Raw genomic sequence first — 17,116 nt, 5'->3', positions numbered from 1 at the left:
CCTTCTCAGGCAGGAGGTAGGGCCGCCGAGCGCTTGGGATGCTGCATCACTACCAGCGTCTTGAACGCACGGACATGCTCTTCGCCGTGGAGTACCCGGCGGGAAAAGGCATCGTAATGCTCCATGTCCTGCGCCGCGACCTGCAATACCAGGTCGTGATCGCCGGTGACGTACCAAACGTCGATCACCTCCCGCGCCTCCCTCAGCCGCGCGACGAGACCGTCCACCACCCGGCCCTTGTCGGTATCCAGCGAGACCAGCACCATCATCGTCACCAGCCAGCCCATGGTCCGCGGCGCCACGATAGCCATCTCGCGCTCGATCGCCCCCTGCTCTCGCAAAGCTCTTACGCGCCGGTAGCAGGCCGGAGCCGACAGCCCGACGATCTCGGACAAGTCGGGCATCGAAATCCGTGCGTCGCGCTGAAGCTCGGTCAAAATGCGCAAGTCGAACGCGTCGGGCATCGGGATCGGTCTCTCATCGAATAGCGGCGATAAATATTATCGCCACGCCGCAATCATAGAACACTTTTATCGCAGCCTAGCGATAAAAGCTGCGGCGTCTCCAACCGAGGGTTCCATGGTCTTTCGCCGCATTGCTGCACGCTCCACATCCAGCGATTTTGCACCGCTCGCTGCAGTGGGCGCCGCCATGGTGTCGATCTGCTGGGGCGCTTCGGTGGCCAAGACGCTGTTCCCGGTGATCGGCCCGGCGGGCACCACGGCGCTGCGTCTGTCGCTGGCCGCGGCCATCCTTTGCGGCGTATTCCGCGTGTGGCAGAGACCGTTCGACCGGCGCATGCTCCGCGCGGCGCTGCCTTACGGTGTCGCGCTGGGGAGCATGAACCTGCTGTTCTACTTCGCGATCCAGCGCATTCCGCTAGGCATCGCACTGGCGGTCGAATTCACCGGACCGCTTGCAGTCGCGACGTTCGCCTCGCGCCGCCGCGTGGACCTCGCCTGGATCGCATTGGCGGTAGCGGGGCTCTCCCTACTCCTGCCGCTGGACCTCTCCCGCGACGCGGTCGATCCGCTGGGCGTGCTGCTGGCACTGGGGGCAGGCGTGTTCTGGGGCGCCTACATCCTGCTCGGCAAACGCGCGGGCGAGACTCTGGGCGCCGCCGCGCCCGCCTACGGCATGACCATCGCCGCGCTCGTCGCCCTGCCTTTCGGCGTGGCGCAGGCGGGAACGACCCTGCTCCAGCCGCATGTCCTGACCATTGCCCTCATCGTCGCGATCTTCTCCAGCGCGATTCCCTATTCGCTGGAGATGTTCGCGCTGCGCCGCCTGCCGACCAAGAGCTTCGGTATCCTCACCAGCGGCGAACCGGCGGTCGGCGCACTGGCGGGCGCGCTGCTGCTGGGCGAGATGCTGCCCTTCGCGAAGTGGCTGGGCATCGCCGCGATCGTCGGTGCGACGATCGGCACGACACTTACGGCCCGACCGTCGGGCAAAGGGGCCGACAAAAGTGACGTCGATACGAAACCTGTAGTTAGCGGGTCCTGATCCTGCCTGCTTGACTTGCGCCCCGAGACGATTGCGCCCATGCGTCCCACATGCCGCAAGCTTCCGACATCCAGCTCGCCATCTTCTCCCAGGCCGTAGACGCTCTCGGCGGCCAGCGCGCGCTGGCGCGTCACCTCGGCATTGCCGAACGCGAGGTGCGCGACTGGATCTCAGGCGATGTCCCGCTTGACTACGCCACCCTGCGCGAAACTGCCCGGGCGCTTATCACCCATTCGGACATGTGCCGCCGCCTCGAACGCAAGCTCTCGCCTGCCTTCAGCGAAAACCTCACGGAAGTGCAACTCGCAGGTCTGGGAACCCCGGAAGGCAAGCGCCCCAACGCGGGTTGAGGCAAAGCGGCAATCGCGGGAAATGTACCGCGCGCGACTATCCGGGAATACTGATACCGCGCGAGAATCCGAACCGGCATTTTGCCCCGAACGACAGACTCTATGTCGTTCCGTACGGGCGGAAAAGGTGGTGAGCCCTGCTGGGTTCGAACCAGCGACCTACTGATTAAAAGTCAGTTGCTCTACCGACTGAGCTAAGGGCCCCCGTTGCCGGGATCAGCCGGTGAAGCGGCTGCGGAAGGCGTCACCTAGGGGCAGGGCGCGGCTTGGTCAAGCGGGCATGAAGCTGATTAATCGTAAGACCTGTCAAAGGGTCACGCCAAAGGCCCGCAATCCGCCGCGCCGGGCCGAGCACGAAATCCCGCTCGCGAAACGAGGGATGCGGCAGGATCAGGCTTTCCTCGCCCTCGCCGCCCGCCCAGGGGCCGCCGCTCCACAGCACGAGGTCGAGATCCAGCACCCGCGAGCCCCAGGCCTGTCCCTGGCGGCGGCGACCGAACTTGTGTTCGATCTTGTGCAGTTTGTGCAGCATCTCGTCGGGTTCGCGCTTGCTGCGCACAAGCGCCACGCCGTTGGCATAGCGTCGGCGCGAGGGACCGAGCGGAGCACTTTCGATCACCGGCGAAGCGGCCAGAACCTCGTACTTGCCGCTGTCGAGCGCCCGCAGCGCCGCGGCGAGCACGTTGCGGGGGCCGCCATGGCGCGGGTGGCGCATGTTGGAGCCGAGCGCGACGAGATACTGATGCTTGGCCAAGACCACTGCCCCCGATTATGCCGTAACTACCGAGGCTTGTATCAGATATCCTGGGCGATGCGCGTGTAGAGTTGCGGGCGGCGATCGCGGAAGAAGCCCATGCCCGCGCGGTGCTTCGCAGCGCGGGCGAGGTCGAGCGTGGAGACCAGCACGCCGGTCTCGTCCCGGCCGAATTCAGCAACGTAGTCGCCCCATTCGTCGGTGATGAACGAGTGGCCGTAGAAGGTCTGCTCGGTGCCGCATTCCGATTCGACGCCGATGCGATTGGCGGCGATCACCGGCATGCAATTCGACACCGAGTGTCCCACCATCGCCCGGCGCCACATCCGGCTGGTGTCGAGCGTGGCGTCATAAGGCTCGGAGCCGATGGCAGTAGGGTAGAACAGCAGTTCCGCGCCCATCAGCGCCATCACGCGCGCGCATTCGGGATACCACTGGTCCCAGCAGACGCCGATGCCGACCTTGGTGCCCAGCACGTCCCAGACCTTGAACCCGTCGTTGCCGGGGCGGAAGTAGTACTTTTCCTCATAACCAGGGCCGTCGGGAATGTGGCTCTTGCGGTAGGTGCCGATAATCTCGCCGTCGGTGCCGATCATCGCCAGCGTATTGTAGTAGTGGTGGCCGTCGCGCTCGAAGAAGCTGGTGGGGATGACGATCTTCAGCGCCTTCGCCAGCGCCTTCATCGCGATCACCGAGGGGTGCTCGGCGGTCGGGCGGGCGATGGCGAAGAGTTCCTCCTCCTCGGTCTTGCAGAAGTAGGGGCCGGAGAACAGCTCGGGCGGCAGGACGATCTGCGCGCCTTTGGCCGCGGCTTCCTCGACCAGCGAGGAGACGGCGGCGATGTTCTCGTGCTCGTCGGCGGAGTTGAGGGCGAGCTGGAGCGCGGCAACGGTGATTTCGGTCATGCGACGGCCTCTATCAGCCTCGCTTGCGGAACAGAAGGGTCATCCGGTCGCTCTCGCCGATGGTGAGATACTTCTCGCGGTCCTTGTCCTTGAGCGCCAGGGTGGGCGGCAGGGTCCAGACGCCGTCCGGCCAGTTCGCGGTGTCCTTGGGATTGGCGCTGATCTCGGACTGGGCGACGAGATCGAAGCCATTATCCTTCATGAAGCGGATCACGTCAGCCTCGCGCAAGTAGCCTTTCGAGCCGTCGGCATAGTCAGCGGGGGCGTCCGGACGGGCGCGGTGCTGTTCGATGCCGATATAGCCACCGGGCTTGAGGAGATCGCGCATGGCCGCGAACTCGCTACCCGCGATGTTCCAGCGCAGCAGGTTGTGCATCATGCGGGGTACGATGATGACGTCGAAAGTGCCCTTCTCGCCTTCGGGAATCGCGCCAAGGGTATAGGCGGCGAAGCGGTCGGCGGGCAGGCCGGTAAACTTGGCGACGCTGGCCGGATAGCTGGCCGCACCCTTGCGGATGCCGTCCTTCGTCTCGGGCTTGAAGGCGGGCGCCTCGGGATTGAAGTAAAGCCCGACGAGATGGCCCTGCTGGCCGAGATAGAGGCCGAGCAGGCGCGAATACCACTCGCCGCCCGGCGCATATTCGCCAACTTTCATGGTCGGAGCGACGCGGAAGAAGCTCAGGGTCTCCACCGGATGGCGATACTGGTCGCGCGCGCGGTCCTCCTTGCGCGAGGGATTGGAGGCGGCCAGTTCGAGCAGTGCCTCGCAGCCCTTGCAGGCTTCCGCTTCGGTGGTCTCCTCCGCAGCCGTCGCGGCGGCGGGCATGGCGATCATGCCAAGTAGGGACGAAAGGGCGATCAGGGCGCGGCGCATATCGATTCTCCCGTGGAACTCTGGTCGGCACTGAACCTAGTTTGCGCCCGCCCAATGACAAGCCGCTCAAGTGTACCTATCTAGCGACAAAATCCCCCTCATGAGGACATTCAAGACAATGGAAACGGCAATCGTTGCAGGCGGGTGCTTCTGGTGCACCGAAGCGGTGTTCCGCGACGTCATCGGCGTGGACTCCGTGGAAAGCGGCTATATCGGCGGCACCGTGCCCAGCCCCACCTACAAGCAGGTCTGCGGCGGCGACACCGGTCATGCCGAAGCTATCCGGGTGAACTACGATCCTTCGGTGCTGTCCTACGGCGACCTGCTCGACGTGTTCATGGGCACCCATGACCCGACGCAGCTCAACCGCCAGGGCAACGACGTGGGCACTCAGTACCGCTCGGCGATCTTCCCACTGAACGAGGCTCAGGCCGCCGAAGCCGAAGCAGCCCTGGCCCGCTCGAACGAGGACAATGGCGGCAAGGTCGTCACCACGATCGAGGGCTTTGCAGACGGCAGGCAGAACGACGAATGGTATCCGGCCGAAGACTACCATCAGGAATACTGGGATGGCGAAGGCCAGCGTAACCCCTACTGCCTGGCGGTAATCCCGCCCAAGCTGATGAAGCTGCGCAAGAGCTTCCAGAACAAGGTCAAGGCCTGACCTGAAAAACCGCCTCCCGTGCGAGACGACGGTGCAAGAGCGCGCCGTTAACTCCGCGTAAGGCATTCGCTTTCGGCGTGTCTCATGGTGAGACACGCCGAAACGGGCCATATCCAAACGACTTAAGACAAGTACTTAGCTCGCCTAACGATCCGTTTCATTGGCGAGTCCCTTTCATGTCCTCTCTCCGCAAGCTGTCGCTTTCCGTCGCTGTCGCCGCCGTTGCCTTCGCGGCCAGCCCCGTGCTTGCATCCTCGGGCATGATCGCCGGGATCGACGTGCTGAAGACCTGGAACCTCGTGGTGCTGGGCGATCTGACCTCCTCGTCCGAAGTCGAGGGCCGCACGTTCGTGGGCGGAAATCTCGACGGCAATTCCTCGAACTACCAGATCACCGCCCTGCCCGCTTCCAGCACCGGAACGCCGGGGCTGACCGTGGTGGGCGACGTCAACGGCGGCCACAAGAATCTCAACAACGGCTCGGGCGCGATCGTCGGCGGCAACGTCAACAGCGGCCTCAACCTCAACGGAGCGGCACAGACGGTGCAGGTCGGCGGGACGATCAGCAACACCAACGTCAACAACAACACCGTGACCTCGGGCCTCGCCGCCAGCAACCCGCAGTTTTCGCAGAACCTCTCGCAGCAGAAGAGCCTCATCGAAACCTCGATGGAAGGCCTCAGCCATTCGATGAGCACCGAGACCGCCAACAGCCAGCTGACCATCAGCGGCAATCGCGGCACCTTCAACGCCCAGCCCGGCGCGAACGGCGTGGCGGTGTTCAACATCTCCGCCGCCGACCTCGACAAGATCGGCGAGATCCAGTTCAACCTCAACGGCGCGGACACGGCGATCGTCAACGTCTCGGGCAAGTCGATCAAGCTGGACGACAACTTCCTGGGCGGCACCGCCAACCTCGGCGAACACGTCGTCTGGAACTTCCACGAGGCCGAAGACCTCTCTCTGAGCACGGCCTGGGGCGGCTCGGTCCTCGCACCGAGCGCCGATGCGACGACCTCCAACTACATCCAGGGTTCGGCAGTGTTCGGCAATCTCGTGCAGAACGGCGAGATGCACGTTGGCACCTACACCGGCGGCTATACGCCGGGCGATCCGGGCAGCTCGACCAGCTCGGGTGGCTCTTCCGGCGGCCCGACCGACGTTCCGGAACCGGGCATGGTCGGTCTCTTCGCGCTGGGGCTTGGCGCGCTGGTGTTCTGGCGCCGCCGCCGCCCCGTGGCGGTTTAAGGATAAGGGTAGAAGCAGGGGCCATCGCCCCTGCACCCCAATACGTCTAGGTCACGCGGGCCAACGCCGTTGCGCACCCACGGCGGCGTCGGGAGACCTATTGGCTGCGCCGCAGGGAGCGCACTACCGATAGGGCGCGCGCAAGGTCGACATTCCGAGGGTCTGGGGGATCATCCCCCAGGACTTCCCCTTCCTACTTCTGCCATCTTCCAACGAAGAACCCGTCCAGCCCGCCGACGTCAGCCAGCATCCCCGGATCGGTCCGCACCCAGCCCTCGGCGCTCGGCTCCAGCCCCTCCGGCAGTTCCGAAGCCGCAACCGGCACGGCCGTCAGCGAGACCTTGTCCGCCTGCTCCTCGCCCTCTTCCACTTCCAGCGAGCAGACCGCGTAGACCAGCTGCCCGCCCGGCTTGAGCCAACCCGAAGCCCGTTCGAGCATCTTTTCCTGGATCGCGGTCATCTCCTCGATCTGGCGCGGACCGATGCGGTGGAGCACATCGGGATGGCGGCGCGCGGTGCCCGTGGCCGTGCAGGGCGCGTCGAGCAGGATCGCGTCGAACTTTTCCTCAGGTTCCCAGGTGAGGGCATCGGCTTGCACGACCTCGGCTTCGACACCGACGCGCTTGAGGTTCTCGCGCAGACGTTCGAGACGACGCTTGGAATTGTCGAGCGCCGTGACCTGCCAGCCCGCCGCCGCCAGTTGCAGCGTCTTGCCGCCCGGCGCAGCGCAGAGATCGAGCACGCGCCTGCCCTCGCCTGCGCCGAGCAGCCGCGCGGGCAGGCTGGCGGCGAGATCCTGCACCCACCAGGCGCCGTCGCGGAAGCCTTCGAGATGCTCGACCGCGATGCCGCGCGATAGGCGGACATGGCCCGGCATCAGCGAAGTGCCGCCGAGGCGCTCGGCCCATTCGGCGGTCTGCGCCGGATCGCGCAGGGCAAGGTCGAGCGGCGGCGGCTCGGCGAGACCGGCGGCGATCGCCTCGGCGCGCGCACCCCAGCGACCCGCCACGTCCTCGGGCAGGCTGGGCACTTCGGGGAGCGCGACTTCGCGCTTGGTCAGGGTGGAGAACACCCCGTGCGCGAGGCGGCGCGGGCCGCCCATCAGCAGCGGCAGGCCGGTGGCGATCACCGCGTGCGCAGGGGTCTCCAGCCGCAGGACCTGCGCGAGCATGATCTGCAGCACTGCGCGAGCCTTGGCGTCGGGGGCGAGCGGCAGGCGGGTGGCGCTGTCGATCAGTTCGTCGAGATCGGTGCGCCAGCGCAGCACTTCGCCGGCAATGGCGCGGGCGAGCGCCCGGTCGGCGTCTCCGCTGACCCGCGCGAGGGCGGAGCCGCCCGCCTGGTCAAGCGTTTCGCCCCGCCGCAGCACGGCATCGATAAGGTTGAGCGCGGCACGGCGCGCGGGAAGGCCGGGAATGTCCATGCCCCGCCCCTATAGCGGATTGCGTTTTGACGCCACCTCCACCACATGGGTTCCATGACACAGCGCGCCACCAAGCGGCCCGAGGGCTTCACCAAGCCCGCCCACTGGACCAACGACCCCGCGCCCGAGGCCAAGAAAGCCCCGGCCGAGCAGGACGAACAGGACCCGGACGGAATCTCGCCCACCCGTTACGGCGACTGGGTACGCAACGGTATCGCCATCGACTTCTGACGAGCGGTCAATTCGCCTTCGCAGGGAGCAGGTACTTCAAGCCATGGGTGAAGCCACGCGGGGCAACGCTGACGTGATCCTCGTCATTGAGGACCTCCGACTGCATCCGCAGCGACGGAAAATTCCGCGACCGTAGCGTTCGATCCATGGCCTTCATGTCCGCAACCATGTCCACCGACGTTGAAAAGCGCGGATCGCCGGGCCGCCTTCCCTCGTACTCGCCGACATACATGTAGACCTGGGCTGGCAAGTCATGATGTTTGGCGGAATAGGCCGCTTCTTGCGCCGTCATGTAATGATGGTCGTACCAGAACGAAGGACTGCCGAGGACATAGCCACGGAAGAGGTCCGGCTCGCGCAGTAAGATATGTGCGCCAAGCAGTGCGCCATAGGAGTGACCGAGGAAGAAGCGCCGCCCCTCATCCGAGCGATAGTGCGCAGCGACGAACGGCAGGGCCTGATCGCGAATGTAGGCCGCATAGGCATCGGCCTGACCATGCACGGCATCTCTGGGCGAATCCGTGGTCCCCGCGCTCGTCGGCGTATAGTCTCGCCTCCGGCTCTGCATGCCGCCCTCTCCCTTGGCATAAGACAGGCCGACAAGGATGAACTCCTCGATGGCCGGTTTTTCAACATTGAGACGTCGGGCGATCTGCTTGATTATCGGAAAGGCATAATCGGCATCGGTGACGTAAAGCACTGGATAGCGGCGTCCCGGTTCCGAACCGTAGGACGCGGGCAAGGCAACGAAGAGCTGATAGGCGCGGCCCGACACCGGATCGGGTACGTCCCATACCTCGCTGCCGGAGACCTCGTAAGGATGCCCGCCACCTCGCTGCGCGCCGCTGGACACGACACCCGAAGCCGCCTGCCCCGCCTGTCCGGTCGCGCTATCGGTGCAGCCTGCGATGAATACCCCCGCCAGGCTGGCGAGAAAAACGTGCCGGATCATGAAGCCCCCTTCCAGAAAGACCGGCGTTCCCTCACGCCTTGCGGCGCGGAACCCGGTGCTTTCGGAAGCCTAGCACGCCCTGTCCGCGCGGCTTCGGGAAACGCCTTCCGATCGCCGTAAAATCGAGACATTTCAGCTTATTGAACCGCAAGAGCGAGTTCACCACTCCCGCGCCATGGCAGGCAGACGCTGAACCAGGAAGTCGATCCATGCCCTCGTCTTGGCAGCAGGTCGACGGGTGCGGTGGGTCACCGCATGGACCGCGCCGAGATCGAGCAGTTCGGCGCCGAGATCGAGTTCCACCAGTCGCCCCTCCGCAATCGCGCGGTCCACGAAGAAGCGCGGGCCGTAGACAAGCCCCATCCCCGCCACCGCCGCCTGCGCCAGGACCTGGCCGTTGTTGGCATGGAGCGTACCGCGCACCGCCACCGCCCGGCTGCCGTCGCGGCCGAAACCCCAGCGCGTCGCCCCGGTCTCGTTGCCCAGCGTATAGCCGAGGCAATCGTGCTGCCCGAGATCGTCGATCGAATGCGGCGTGCCGCGCCGGGCGAGGTAGTCTGGCGAGGCGCAGATCGCCATGCGCACCGGCGCCAACTTGCGCGCGACAAGGTTGCTGTCCGCCAGCCTGCCGATCCGCACCGCCACGTCCCAGCGCTCTTCCAGCAGATCGACCACGCGGTCGTTGAGGCCGAGTTCGACCGTCACGGCAGGATGGCGCGCGTGGAACTCGGTCACCAGATCGACGAGATAGGCGCTCCCGAATGCCGCCGGGCCGGAAACGCGCAGCAGCCCTTCCACCGCCGCAGACTGGGCCATCACCTCGGCATCGGCGTCCTCCAGTTCGGCCAGCACCCGCTCGGCCTTGTCGAGATAGGCCGCACCCACTTCGGTCAGCGCCAGCCGCCGCGTCGTGCGGTTCACCAAAGTGGCGCCAAGGCGTTGCTCCAGCGCATTGAGGTGCTTTGCTGCCATCGCAGGCGACATCGAGAGATCGCGCGCCGCCGCCGAAAGTCCGCCAAGCCGTATGGCCTTCACGAAGACCTCAATGCCCTTGAGCCGGTCCATTCAACACCTTAAGTATAAAGTCATTCAACGAATGGCATGATTATCACCGAATAGGTGAAGGTCTAGATGGGTTTTCGAAAGGAAATCTCCCCATGACTTCGACGAACCCCACGAATTCCGGCATCGCCTCCACCGCGCCCTATGGCGTTTTCGTCCTGCGCGTCGCGCTCGGCGTGCTGTTCCTCGCCCACTTCGCGCTCAAGCTGTTCGTCTTCACACCTGCCGGAGCGGCCGGTTTCTTCGGCAGCCTCGGCCTGCTCCCGGCGCTGGCCTATGTGACGATGGCAGCGGAACTGCTCGGTGGCCTTGCGCTGATTCTTGGTATCTATGCCCGCGCGGTCGCACTGGCCTTGATCCCGCTGCTGCTCGGCACCATCGTCATGGTCCACGGCGCCAACGGCTTCTTCTTCGATTCCAAGGGCGGCGGCTGGGAATATCCCGCCTTCTGGTCGGTCGCCCTCCTCGTCCTCGCCCTGATCGGCGACGGCGCCCACGCGCTCGTCCCGACCCGGCGCCCCTGAAACGAACTTGCGCAAGGAACACACGCCATGACCCGCCAACCCAGCTTCTTCATCCCCCACGGCGGCGGTCCCTGCTTCTTCATGCCGGACCCCCAAGGCAACTGGACCTCCATGGCCGAGTTCCTGCGCAGCCTGCCGGAGCGCCTGCCCGAACCGCCCAAGGCGATCCTGATCGTCTCGGGCCACTGGGAAACCCAGGGCTTCGCCTTCACCGGCGCCGAGCATCCGGACTTGCTGTTCGATTACTACGGCTTCCCGCAACACACCTACGAACTGCGCTTCGACGCCCCCGGCTCTCCCGCGCTGGCAGCCCGCGCCAGCCACCTCCTGCGCGAGGCCGGCTTCGCCGCCGCGCCGGACCCACAGCGCGGCTACGACCACGGGGTGTTCGTCCCGCTCAAGGTGGCATGGCCCGAGGCGGAAGTCCCCGTCGTGGAGATGTCGCTCGACCGCTCGCTCGACCCGGCCCTCCACCTCGCCGCCGGACAGGCCCTTGCCCAGCTGCGCGAGGAAGGCGTGCTGATCCTGGGGTCGGGCATGAGCTTCCACAACATGCGCGGCTACGGCAATCCGGCCTCGACGGAACCCTCGCTGGCCTTCGACGCATGGTTGACCAGTGCCGCCGAAGCCGATGCCGAAACCCGCGCCGAAGCGCTCTCGCACTGGGCCGAGGCCCCCGGCGGACGCTTCTCCCACCCGCGCGAGGAACACCTGTTGCCGCTGATGGTGGTGGCGGGGACGGCGCAAGGGGCGGGAGAGAAGGTCTATTCGGACCTCGTGCTCAGGACGGCGATTTCGGCGTTTCGGTTCGATTGAAGAACAAGGGGAAAAGCAGGGAAGCAAAGCCCCCCTGCACCCCCAATACCGTCTAGGTCACGCGGACCAACACCGTTGCGCGCCCATGGCTGCGTCGGGAGACTTATTGGCTGCGCCGCAAGGAGTGCACTACGGATAGGTCGGACGTAACATCGACATTTCGAGGGTCTGGGGGATCATCCCCCAGGACTTCTCTGTTGCCTTTCAATGCAACAGTTCACACCGATTCCGCCCACCTCGCTTGGCAGCGTAAAGTGGCCCATCCGCCGCAGCGAGCCAGTCCTCGACACTGGCGATCCTTTCGCTCAGCGGCGGAATTCCGAAACTCGCCGTTACACGAATGCTCGCACCGCCGGGGAGTGCGATATCGTGCTCCGCCAGCGTCGCGCGGAACCGCTCCACCGCCACCAGCGCATCGGCAGCCTCGGTTTCCGGCAAGAGCACAGCGAATTCCTCGCCGCCCAGCCTGCCGAGGAAATCGACCGGGCGGGTCGAGCCGACCACGGTGGCCGCCATCTCGCGCAGCACCGCGTCCCCGGCCGGGTGGCCATGGGTGTCGTTGACCTGTTTGAAGTGGTCGAGATCGATCAGCACCAGGCAGCTTGGGCGGCCGTAGCGGCGAAAGCGGTCCATCTCCAGCTTCGCCTTATCCACGAAGCCGCGCCGGGTGAGCGCTCCGGTCAACTGGTCGCGCTCGGCGATGCGACGCAGTTCCAGTTCGTTCATGACGATGCGGGCAAAATTGCCGAGGATGGCGACTTCGGCCTCGTTGAAATCGCGCACCTTGTCGTCGATCGCGCAGAGAACGCCGACGTTATAGCCCTCGGGCGTCAGCAGCGGGATGCCTGCGTAGCTGCGCACGCCGGGATCGGTGACGACGAAGGGATTATTGGCGAAGCGGGCGTCGAGCCGCGCGTCGGAAATGAGGAACGGCGCGGTCTGCTGGATGGCATGGGTGCAGAAAGAGACGTTGCGCGGGGGTCTCGGCCACGTCCAGCCCGCTGCGGGCCTTGAACCACTGGCGGTCGGCATCGACCAGCGTGACCGCCGCCATCGGCACGCCCAACACGGCGCGGACCAGCGAGACGACGTGATCGAAGGCCTGCTCCGGCTCGGTATCCAACACTTCGAGATTGCGCAGTGCGGCAAGGCGGCCCTGCTCGTCATTGAGGATGGTTGAGGACAGCATCGCGACGTTCCGACCGCGCCGCATCTCCAAGGACGCGGCAAAGTTGATCCAATGACCGGACAGCCCGGCGGTTCGACCCGGCCCGAACTCCGATCGCAAGCGTGAGCATGGGCCGCATGCAAGGCGATCATGCCGATTCCCGGCTGCGGCTCCCTATCCACGTAGACATCCCTAAAGCAGGATTAAATTCCTGAAAACGCCTGTCGTCGTGCGAGACATGCAATCTGCATCAAATTCTGCCGCTCGATGATCGGGCAATCCGGAGTATCAGGGACTTATCTCGATCGGGGTGCCGTCCGGCACCGACTCGTAGAGTGCCTCGATCTCGGCATTGGCAACGGCGATGCAGCCATCGGTCCAGTCGCCGGGGACACGGCCTATCGGCAGGGCATTGGGCTGACCATGGATCATGATCATCCCGCCTGCGGACCGCCCGCGCGCCTGTGCATAGGCGCGGTCCTGCGCATTGGGGTAAGAGATATGGAGCGAGAGGTGATAGGCGCTTTTCGGATTGCCCCAGTCGATCTCATAACGACCTTCGGGCGTGCGCTCGTCGCCTTCGAAGCGCTTGGGGCCGGTAGGCTCGTCACCCAGCTGAATATGCGGGATGATGTGGACGAGCCGACCGTCCGACCAGAGTTCCATCGTCCGCGCCGCTTTCTGCACACGGATCAGGTCGATCTGGGGAAGCTTGAGGGGCGGTTCCGCCTGAGCGGCACCCACCCCCAACAACAGCAGGAGCGGCGCGAGTTTCAGCCCGCACCGCATCCGCTCAGTCCTGGAAAGGATCGCGCACGAGGATAGTGTCCTCGCGCTCGGGGCTGGTCGAAACCAGTGCCACCGGGGTTTCGATCAGTTCCTGCACGCGCTGGATGTACTTGATCGCCTGCGCCGGGAGGTCGGCCCAGGAACGGGCGCCGGCGGTGGTGCCCTGCCAGCCGTCCATTTCTTCGTAGATCGGCTCGACACTGGCCTGATCGGCGGCGTGGCTGGGGAAGTAGTCCAGCACTTTGCCGTGGAGGCGGTAGCCGGTGCAGATCTTCACCTTCTCGAAACCATCGAGAACGTCGAGCTTGGTCAGCGCAATGCCGGTCACGCCCGAGATCGCGCAGGACTGGCGGGTGAGCACGGCGTCGAACCAGCCACAGCGGCGCTTGCGGCCGGTGACGGTGCCGAATTCATGACCGCGTTCGCCAAGGCGCTGGCCGGTCTCGTCTTCCAGCTCGGTCGGGAACGGCCCCGAACCGACGCGGGTGGTATAGGCCTTGACGATACCCAGCACGAAGCCGGTAGCCGAAGGACCGAGGCCCGAACCCGAAGCCGCCGTGCCCGAAACCGTGTTCGAGCTGGTGACGAAGGGATAGGTGCCGTGATCGACGTCGAGCAGCACGCCCTGCGCGCCTTCGAACAGGATGCGGGCGCCGGCCTTGCGGACCTTGTTCAGGCGCTTCCACACGGGCTGGGCGAACTGGAGCACGAAAGGCGCGATCTCGCGCAGTTCGTTGATCAGAGCTTCACGATCGACCGGCGGCTGGTTGAAACCGGCGCGCAGCGCGTCGTGGTGGGCGCAGAGACGGTCGAGCTGCGGCTCCAGCGCATCGAGGTGGGCGAGATCGCAGACGCGGATCGCACGGCGGCCGACCTTGTCTTCATAGGCCGGGCCGATGCCGCGGCCGGTGGTGCCGATCTTGCCCGAACCGGCAGCCGCTTCGCGCAGACCGTCGAGGTCGCGGTGGAGCGGCAGGATCAGCGGGCAGTTGTCGGCAATCGCGAAGTTCTCGGGATTGATCTCGACACCCTGGCCGCGCAGCTTCTCGACTTCGGCCTTGAGGTGCCACGGATCGAGCACCACGCCATTGCCGACGATCGACAGCGTGCCGGTGACGATGCCCGAAGGCAGCAGGCTCAGCTTGTAGACCTGGTCGCCGACGACCAGCGTGTGGCCGGCATTATGGCCGCCCTGGAAACGGACGACGGCATCCGCGCGGCTGGCGAGCCAGTCGACGATCTTGCCCTTACCCTCATCGCCCCACTGGGCGCCGATCACGGTTACGTTGGCCATGGATATACTCCTCCACCCTGCCACGGTGGATCCAATAACGCCCTTCGACAGGACTCGGCGATATGGATTTGCGTTGGGGCAGAAGTGCCCCGGCTTTTCGCCCGCGCCCTAGTGGCAAGGCGCATGGCTAGTCAAGGGTAGACCCACTCCGTCGCCCCGGATCGCAGCCGGGACGACACAAATGGATTATCAGAGCGCGACGGCCTCGCCGTTCACCAGCTTGTGCGAACAGCCCAGCGCAACCGGATCGTCGCTTTCGGAGAGCGCGGCCACGGTGGTCCAACCGATCGCGCGCTGCTGACCGGCAATGCGCGGATCGTGACCCAGCGGCAGGAACAGCTTGCGCTGCGCCTGCGGCTCGGCGCCGAGCAGGTCCACCAGCGGGTCGGGATAGAGCGAGAAGCCGGTCGCCGATTCCGGATGGTGCCCGGTCTGGCCGAGAATACGATAGGTACCGCCACGCCCGAGACTGCCCGAGATACCCTCGGCATAGATCGTGAAGCCGAACCACGACTGGTATTCGAAGCCATGACGTTCGGAGGGATCGAGCGTGATGCGCGCCTTGTAGCCCACGCGCGCGGCGATCTCGCGAAGGCCCGCGATGCGGCTGGCGAGCGCCCCGCCAACGTCGAAGGCGGCAAGCCGCTCGATGGCGCTGGCGAAGGGGCCGACAGCGTAGAGCAGCGGCAGGTAGGCCTCGCCGCCCACGTCCACCAGCCCGCCCGCGTCTTTGGCGTCGAGCATCTGGCGCACGGCCTCGATCCGGCCTTCCGGCAGCGGCAGCGCCTGTTCCGACAGCGTATCGACGAGATCAGGCATGGTGAAGTCCACCGAAATCCCGGTCGCCCCGGCAGCACGCAGCGCCTCGATCGCCAGTTCGACGATCTCGGCGGCGGCAGCGACCGAATCGGTGCCGATCAGCTCGGCACCAAGCTGAAGCCGCTCGCGGCGCGGGTCGAGGCCGTCACCCTTGATGGTGCAGACCTGACCCGAATAGGACAGCCGCAACGGACGCGGCGCCTCGGCCAGACCCGTAGCAGCGATGCGGGCGACCTGAGCGGTCATGTCCGAACGCAGCGCCAGCATCCGCATGGAAACGGGATCGACGAAGCGGAACATGCGGCGCACCTGCACGCCTGCCATGCGATGCGCGAGCGCCTTCTCGAACTCGATAAGCGGCGTTTCGACGCGCTCGTAGCCATGGCTCGCCAGCACGTCATGCGCCATGCGGCGCACCTGCTGGGAGGCCCAGGCCTGCTGAGGAAGACGGTCGCCCAGTCCTTCGGGCAAGAGATCGCGGTCGTTGTCCTGCATGATGGTGGCGCCCTTAACCGCACGGGCGGCAAATGTCGAACGGCACCTGCGTCTGTCCGGGCCTCCATCGCGCGAAATCGAAAGCCTGCGACAATTTGCGTGAAATTTCCTGTCAACAACCGTCCGGCATCAGGCTATCCCGCCCTGATCGTCTGGCGGGACGAGACAACCTGTTACAGCCCATTTCCTGCATGGGCCGGACCGCCAGGCATGCGCCGCGCCGAAAGCCGCAGCCGCCTTGCGCCCTGCCCCTGCGAACATACGGTCGAGGTCCATGCCCAAGTTTTCCCTGCTTCTTCTGCCCCTGCTACTGCTCCAGACACCCGCCCACGCCCAGATGGGCGGCGGCGACGATATGGGAGGAATGGGTGGGGGCGGCATGGGTGGTGGAGGCATGGGCGGACCCGGTGGCGGCGGCCCTCCGGGCGGCGGTGGTGGCGGCAAGCCCCGCATGCCCAAGCCGATCTCCCGCGCACATTACGACAAGATCGTCACCGCCATGTTCCGCGATGCCGATACCAATCGCGACGGGCTGGTGACGCTGCAGGAATTCCACGCCCTCGTGAACGCCCGGCGCGACGCGGCGATCAAGGCGCGCTTCGCCAAAGTCGATGCAAACGGCGACGGCACCATTTCGATCGCCGAATTCACCGCCTGGCAGCAGCAGATGGGTTCGGTCGCCATCGACGAGCGCGGCGCCCTGGGCGATCGCAGCGGTCAGGTTCTGGAAGTAGTCGCACCCGATTTCGGCAAGGATGATGACGACCGCATGTTGGCCGACCTGATCGAACCGATCTCCGGCACGCTCATCGCCAAGGCCAATACCAACTATGACGCCGGTGTCTCGCTGGAGGAGCTGCTCGCCTACGAAGGCGCGAAGTTCGAGGCCGCCGATGCGGACAAGGACGGCTATCTCTCGATGCAGGAACTGCGCCCGAAGAACGGAAGTCGCGAGGGGATGCCCGGTCGTGGCGGCATGCGCCCGATGGGACCGCCGCCTTCGGGGCAATAGGAGAGGTCCCGCACTCCGCTCATCCTGAGCCTGTCGAAGGATACTGGCCTCGCGCTTCGCCTGCGGGGCCTTCGACAAGCTCAGGCTGAGCGGGGTTGGCAGGTTCAGACTGAACCTGGACCTAGACCTTGATCAAAATCCAACCCAAACCCCGCTCAGCCTGAGCTTGTCGAAGGCCTGCCACCCCAAGAACGGAAAAGGGGCCGGCATCCGAAGACACCGGCCCCTTCC

General features: G+C 65.5%; 19 protein-coding genes and 1 tRNA gene. 8 read left to right on the top strand and 12 right to left on the bottom strand.

Annotated features, from left to right (window positions below):
- Window positions 1-5 precede the first annotated feature (5 nt).
- Entirely contained in the window at window positions 6-464 is a 459-nt protein-coding gene (locus ACZ1II_RS11315) for an Lrp/AsnC family transcriptional regulator (RefSeq protein WP_465146528.1), read from the bottom strand.
- 115 nt (window positions 465-579) lie between these two features.
- Here ACZ1II_RS11315 and ACZ1II_RS11310 point away from each other — a divergent pair, with 115 nt between their 5' ends.
- Both ACZ1II_RS11310 and ACZ1II_RS11305 read left to right on the top strand, forming a co-directional pair.
- Window positions 580-1,506: an EamA family transporter gene (locus ACZ1II_RS11310; RefSeq protein ID WP_465146527.1), complete on the top strand. Its 927-nt coding sequence runs from the start codon at window positions 580-582 to the stop codon at window positions 1,504-1,506.
- Between the two features lie 50 nt (window positions 1,507-1,556).
- Complete coding sequence (locus ACZ1II_RS11305; RefSeq protein WP_465146526.1) at window positions 1,557-1,856, top strand: YdaS family helix-turn-helix protein; 300 nt, start codon at window positions 1,557-1,559, stop codon at window positions 1,854-1,856.
- Window positions 1,857-1,984: 128 nt separating this feature from the next.
- Here the strand turns inward: ACZ1II_RS11305 and ACZ1II_RS11300 are convergent.
- The 4 genes from ACZ1II_RS11300 to ACZ1II_RS11285 form a co-directional block, all read right to left on the bottom strand.
- A tRNA-Lys gene (locus tag ACZ1II_RS11300) sits at window positions 1,985-2,060 on the bottom strand.
- Window positions 2,061-2,100: 40 nt separating this feature from the next.
- The gene (gene folK, locus ACZ1II_RS11295; RefSeq protein WP_465146525.1) at window positions 2,101-2,610 is read right to left on the bottom strand and encodes a 2-amino-4-hydroxy-6-hydroxymethyldihydropteridine diphosphokinase; all 510 of its coding nucleotides are present in this window, start codon (window positions 2,608-2,610) and stop codon (window positions 2,101-2,103) included.
- 41 nt (window positions 2,611-2,651) lie between these two features.
- Window positions 2,652-3,515: an N-carbamoylputrescine amidase gene (aguB, locus tag ACZ1II_RS11290; protein ID WP_465146524.1), complete on the bottom strand. Its 864-nt coding sequence runs from the start codon at window positions 3,513-3,515 to the stop codon at window positions 2,652-2,654.
- Between the two features lie 13 nt (window positions 3,516-3,528).
- Window positions 3,529-4,389 carry a class I SAM-dependent methyltransferase gene (locus ACZ1II_RS11285; RefSeq protein ID WP_465146523.1) on the bottom strand — a complete coding sequence of 287 codons (861 nt, stop codon included), beginning with the start codon at window positions 4,387-4,389 and terminating at the stop codon, window positions 3,529-3,531.
- Window positions 4,390-4,507: 118 nt separating this feature from the next.
- Here ACZ1II_RS11285 and msrA point away from each other — a divergent pair, with 118 nt between their 5' ends.
- Complete coding sequence (msrA, locus tag ACZ1II_RS11280; RefSeq protein WP_465146522.1) at window positions 4,508-5,053, top strand: peptide-methionine (S)-S-oxide reductase MsrA; 546 nt, start codon at window positions 4,508-4,510, stop codon at window positions 5,051-5,053.
- 176 nt (window positions 5,054-5,229) lie between these two features.
- Window positions 5,230-6,300, top strand: coding sequence for a choice-of-anchor A family protein (locus ACZ1II_RS11275; protein WP_465146521.1), 1,071 nt, complete (start codon window positions 5,230-5,232; stop codon window positions 6,298-6,300).
- A 193-nt stretch (window positions 6,301-6,493) separates the two neighbouring features.
- Here the strand turns inward: ACZ1II_RS11275 and ACZ1II_RS11270 are convergent, their stop codons facing one another.
- Window positions 6,494-7,723, bottom strand: coding sequence for an RsmB/NOP family class I SAM-dependent RNA methyltransferase (locus ACZ1II_RS11270; protein ID WP_465146520.1), 1,230 nt, complete (start codon window positions 7,721-7,723; stop codon window positions 6,494-6,496).
- A 54-nt stretch (window positions 7,724-7,777) separates the two neighbouring features.
- Between ACZ1II_RS11270 and ACZ1II_RS11265 the strand changes: the two genes are divergently transcribed.
- A complete protein-coding gene (locus ACZ1II_RS11265) occupies window positions 7,778-7,954 on the top strand; it encodes a DUF1674 domain-containing protein (RefSeq protein ID WP_465147284.1) in 177 nt (58 codons plus the stop codon).
- Between the two features lie 7 nt (window positions 7,955-7,961).
- Here ACZ1II_RS11265 and ACZ1II_RS11260 read toward each other — a convergent pair whose 3' ends face one another.
- A complete protein-coding gene (locus tag ACZ1II_RS11260) occupies window positions 7,962-8,906 on the bottom strand; it encodes an alpha/beta hydrolase (protein ID WP_465146519.1) in 945 nt (314 codons plus the stop codon).
- A 159-nt stretch (window positions 8,907-9,065) separates the two neighbouring features.
- Window positions 9,066-9,971, bottom strand: a complete 906-nt coding sequence (locus tag ACZ1II_RS11255) for a LysR family transcriptional regulator (RefSeq protein WP_465146518.1) — start codon at window positions 9,969-9,971, stop codon at window positions 9,066-9,068.
- A gap of 92 nt (window positions 9,972-10,063) precedes the next feature.
- Between ACZ1II_RS11255 and ACZ1II_RS11250 the strand changes: the two genes are divergently transcribed.
- Together ACZ1II_RS11250 and ACZ1II_RS11245 are read left to right on the top strand one after the other, a co-directional pair.
- Window positions 10,064-10,492 (top strand): DoxX family protein, encoded by a 429-nt coding sequence (locus ACZ1II_RS11250; RefSeq protein WP_465146517.1) that lies wholly within the window; start codon window positions 10,064-10,066, stop codon window positions 10,490-10,492.
- A gap of 27 nt (window positions 10,493-10,519) precedes the next feature.
- Window positions 10,520-11,308 (top strand): DODA-type extradiol aromatic ring-opening family dioxygenase, encoded by a 789-nt coding sequence (locus ACZ1II_RS11245; protein ID WP_465146516.1) that lies wholly within the window; start codon window positions 10,520-10,522, stop codon window positions 11,306-11,308.
- 204 nt (window positions 11,309-11,512) lie between these two features.
- Here the strand turns inward: ACZ1II_RS11245 and ACZ1II_RS11240 are convergent, their stop codons facing one another.
- From ACZ1II_RS11240 to ACZ1II_RS11225, 4 genes are all read right to left on the bottom strand, one after another.
- Window positions 11,513-12,340: a GGDEF domain-containing protein gene (locus ACZ1II_RS11240; RefSeq protein ID WP_465146515.1), complete on the bottom strand. Its 828-nt coding sequence runs from the start codon at window positions 12,338-12,340 to the stop codon at window positions 11,513-11,515.
- A 424-nt stretch (window positions 12,341-12,764) separates the two neighbouring features.
- Window positions 12,765-13,265: a L,D-transpeptidase family protein gene (locus ACZ1II_RS11235; protein ID WP_465146514.1), complete on the bottom strand. Its 501-nt coding sequence runs from the start codon at window positions 13,263-13,265 to the stop codon at window positions 12,765-12,767.
- Between the two features lie 4 nt (window positions 13,266-13,269).
- Window positions 13,270-14,559 carry an adenylosuccinate synthase gene (locus ACZ1II_RS11230; RefSeq protein WP_465146513.1) on the bottom strand — a complete coding sequence of 430 codons (1,290 nt, stop codon included), beginning with the start codon at window positions 14,557-14,559 and terminating at the stop codon, window positions 13,270-13,272.
- 189 nt (window positions 14,560-14,748) lie between these two features.
- Window positions 14,749-15,873, bottom strand: a complete 1,125-nt coding sequence (locus ACZ1II_RS11225) for an ATP phosphoribosyltransferase regulatory subunit (RefSeq protein WP_465146512.1) — start codon at window positions 15,871-15,873, stop codon at window positions 14,749-14,751.
- 274 nt (window positions 15,874-16,147) lie between these two features.
- On the opposite strand from ACZ1II_RS11225, the gene ACZ1II_RS11220 reads away from it, so the two are divergent.
- Window positions 16,148-16,885, top strand: a complete 738-nt coding sequence (locus tag ACZ1II_RS11220; protein ID WP_465146511.1) for an EF-hand domain-containing protein — start codon at window positions 16,148-16,150, stop codon at window positions 16,883-16,885.
- Window positions 16,886-17,116 lie beyond the last annotated feature (231 nt).

The organism is Novosphingobium sp. BL-S-20, assembly GCF_055521635.1.
This window is presented reverse-complemented; position numbering and strand designations above follow the sequence as displayed.

What these genes read in the sequence shown, in the direction of transcription:
- ACZ1II_RS11315 (WP_465146528.1), bottom strand. Translation starts at nt 464, where the DNA reads ATGCCCGACGCGTTCGACTTGCGCATTTTGACCGAGCTTCAGCGCGAC.
- ACZ1II_RS11310 (WP_465146527.1), top strand. Translation starts at nt 580, where the DNA reads ATGGTCTTTCGCCGCATTGCTGCACGCTCCACATCCAGCGATTTTGCA.
- ACZ1II_RS11305 (WP_465146526.1), top strand. Translation starts at nt 1,557, where the DNA reads ATGCCGCAAGCTTCCGACATCCAGCTCGCCATCTTCTCCCAGGCCGTA.
- aguB (WP_465146524.1), bottom strand. Translation starts at nt 3,515, where the DNA reads ATGACCGAAATCACCGTTGCCGCGCTCCAGCTCGCCCTCAACTCCGCC.
- ACZ1II_RS11285 (WP_465146523.1), bottom strand. Translation starts at nt 4,389, where the DNA reads ATGCGCCGCGCCCTGATCGCCCTTTCGTCCCTACTTGGCATGATCGCC.
- msrA (WP_465146522.1), top strand. Translation starts at nt 4,508, where the DNA reads ATGGAAACGGCAATCGTTGCAGGCGGGTGCTTCTGGTGCACCGAAGCG.
- ACZ1II_RS11275 (WP_465146521.1), top strand. Translation starts at nt 5,230, where the DNA reads ATGTCCTCTCTCCGCAAGCTGTCGCTTTCCGTCGCTGTCGCCGCCGTT.
- ACZ1II_RS11270 (WP_465146520.1), bottom strand. Translation starts at nt 7,723, where the DNA reads ATGGACATTCCCGGCCTTCCCGCGCGCCGTGCCGCGCTCAACCTTATC.
- ACZ1II_RS11265 (WP_465147284.1), top strand. Translation starts at nt 7,778, where the DNA reads ATGACACAGCGCGCCACCAAGCGGCCCGAGGGCTTCACCAAGCCCGCC.
- ACZ1II_RS11260 (WP_465146519.1), bottom strand. Translation starts at nt 8,906, where the DNA reads ATGATCCGGCACGTTTTTCTCGCCAGCCTGGCGGGGGTATTCATCGCA.
- ACZ1II_RS11255 (WP_465146518.1), bottom strand. Translation starts at nt 9,971, where the DNA reads ATGGACCGGCTCAAGGGCATTGAGGTCTTCGTGAAGGCCATACGGCTT.
- ACZ1II_RS11250 (WP_465146517.1), top strand. Translation starts at nt 10,064, where the DNA reads ATGACTTCGACGAACCCCACGAATTCCGGCATCGCCTCCACCGCGCCC.
- ACZ1II_RS11245 (WP_465146516.1), top strand. Translation starts at nt 10,520, where the DNA reads ATGACCCGCCAACCCAGCTTCTTCATCCCCCACGGCGGCGGTCCCTGC.
- ACZ1II_RS11240 (WP_465146515.1), bottom strand. Translation starts at nt 12,340, where the DNA reads ATGCCGACCGCCAGTGGTTCAAGGCCCGCAGCGGGCTGGACGTGGCCG.
- ACZ1II_RS11235 (WP_465146514.1), bottom strand. Translation starts at nt 13,265, where the DNA reads ATGCGGTGCGGGCTGAAACTCGCGCCGCTCCTGCTGTTGTTGGGGGTG.
- ACZ1II_RS11230 (WP_465146513.1), bottom strand. Translation starts at nt 14,559, where the DNA reads ATGGCCAACGTAACCGTGATCGGCGCCCAGTGGGGCGATGAGGGTAAG.
- ACZ1II_RS11225 (WP_465146512.1), bottom strand. Translation starts at nt 15,873, where the DNA reads ATGCAGGACAACGACCGCGATCTCTTGCCCGAAGGACTGGGCGACCGT.
- ACZ1II_RS11220 (WP_465146511.1), top strand. Translation starts at nt 16,148, where the DNA reads ATGCCCAAGTTTTCCCTGCTTCTTCTGCCCCTGCTACTGCTCCAGACA.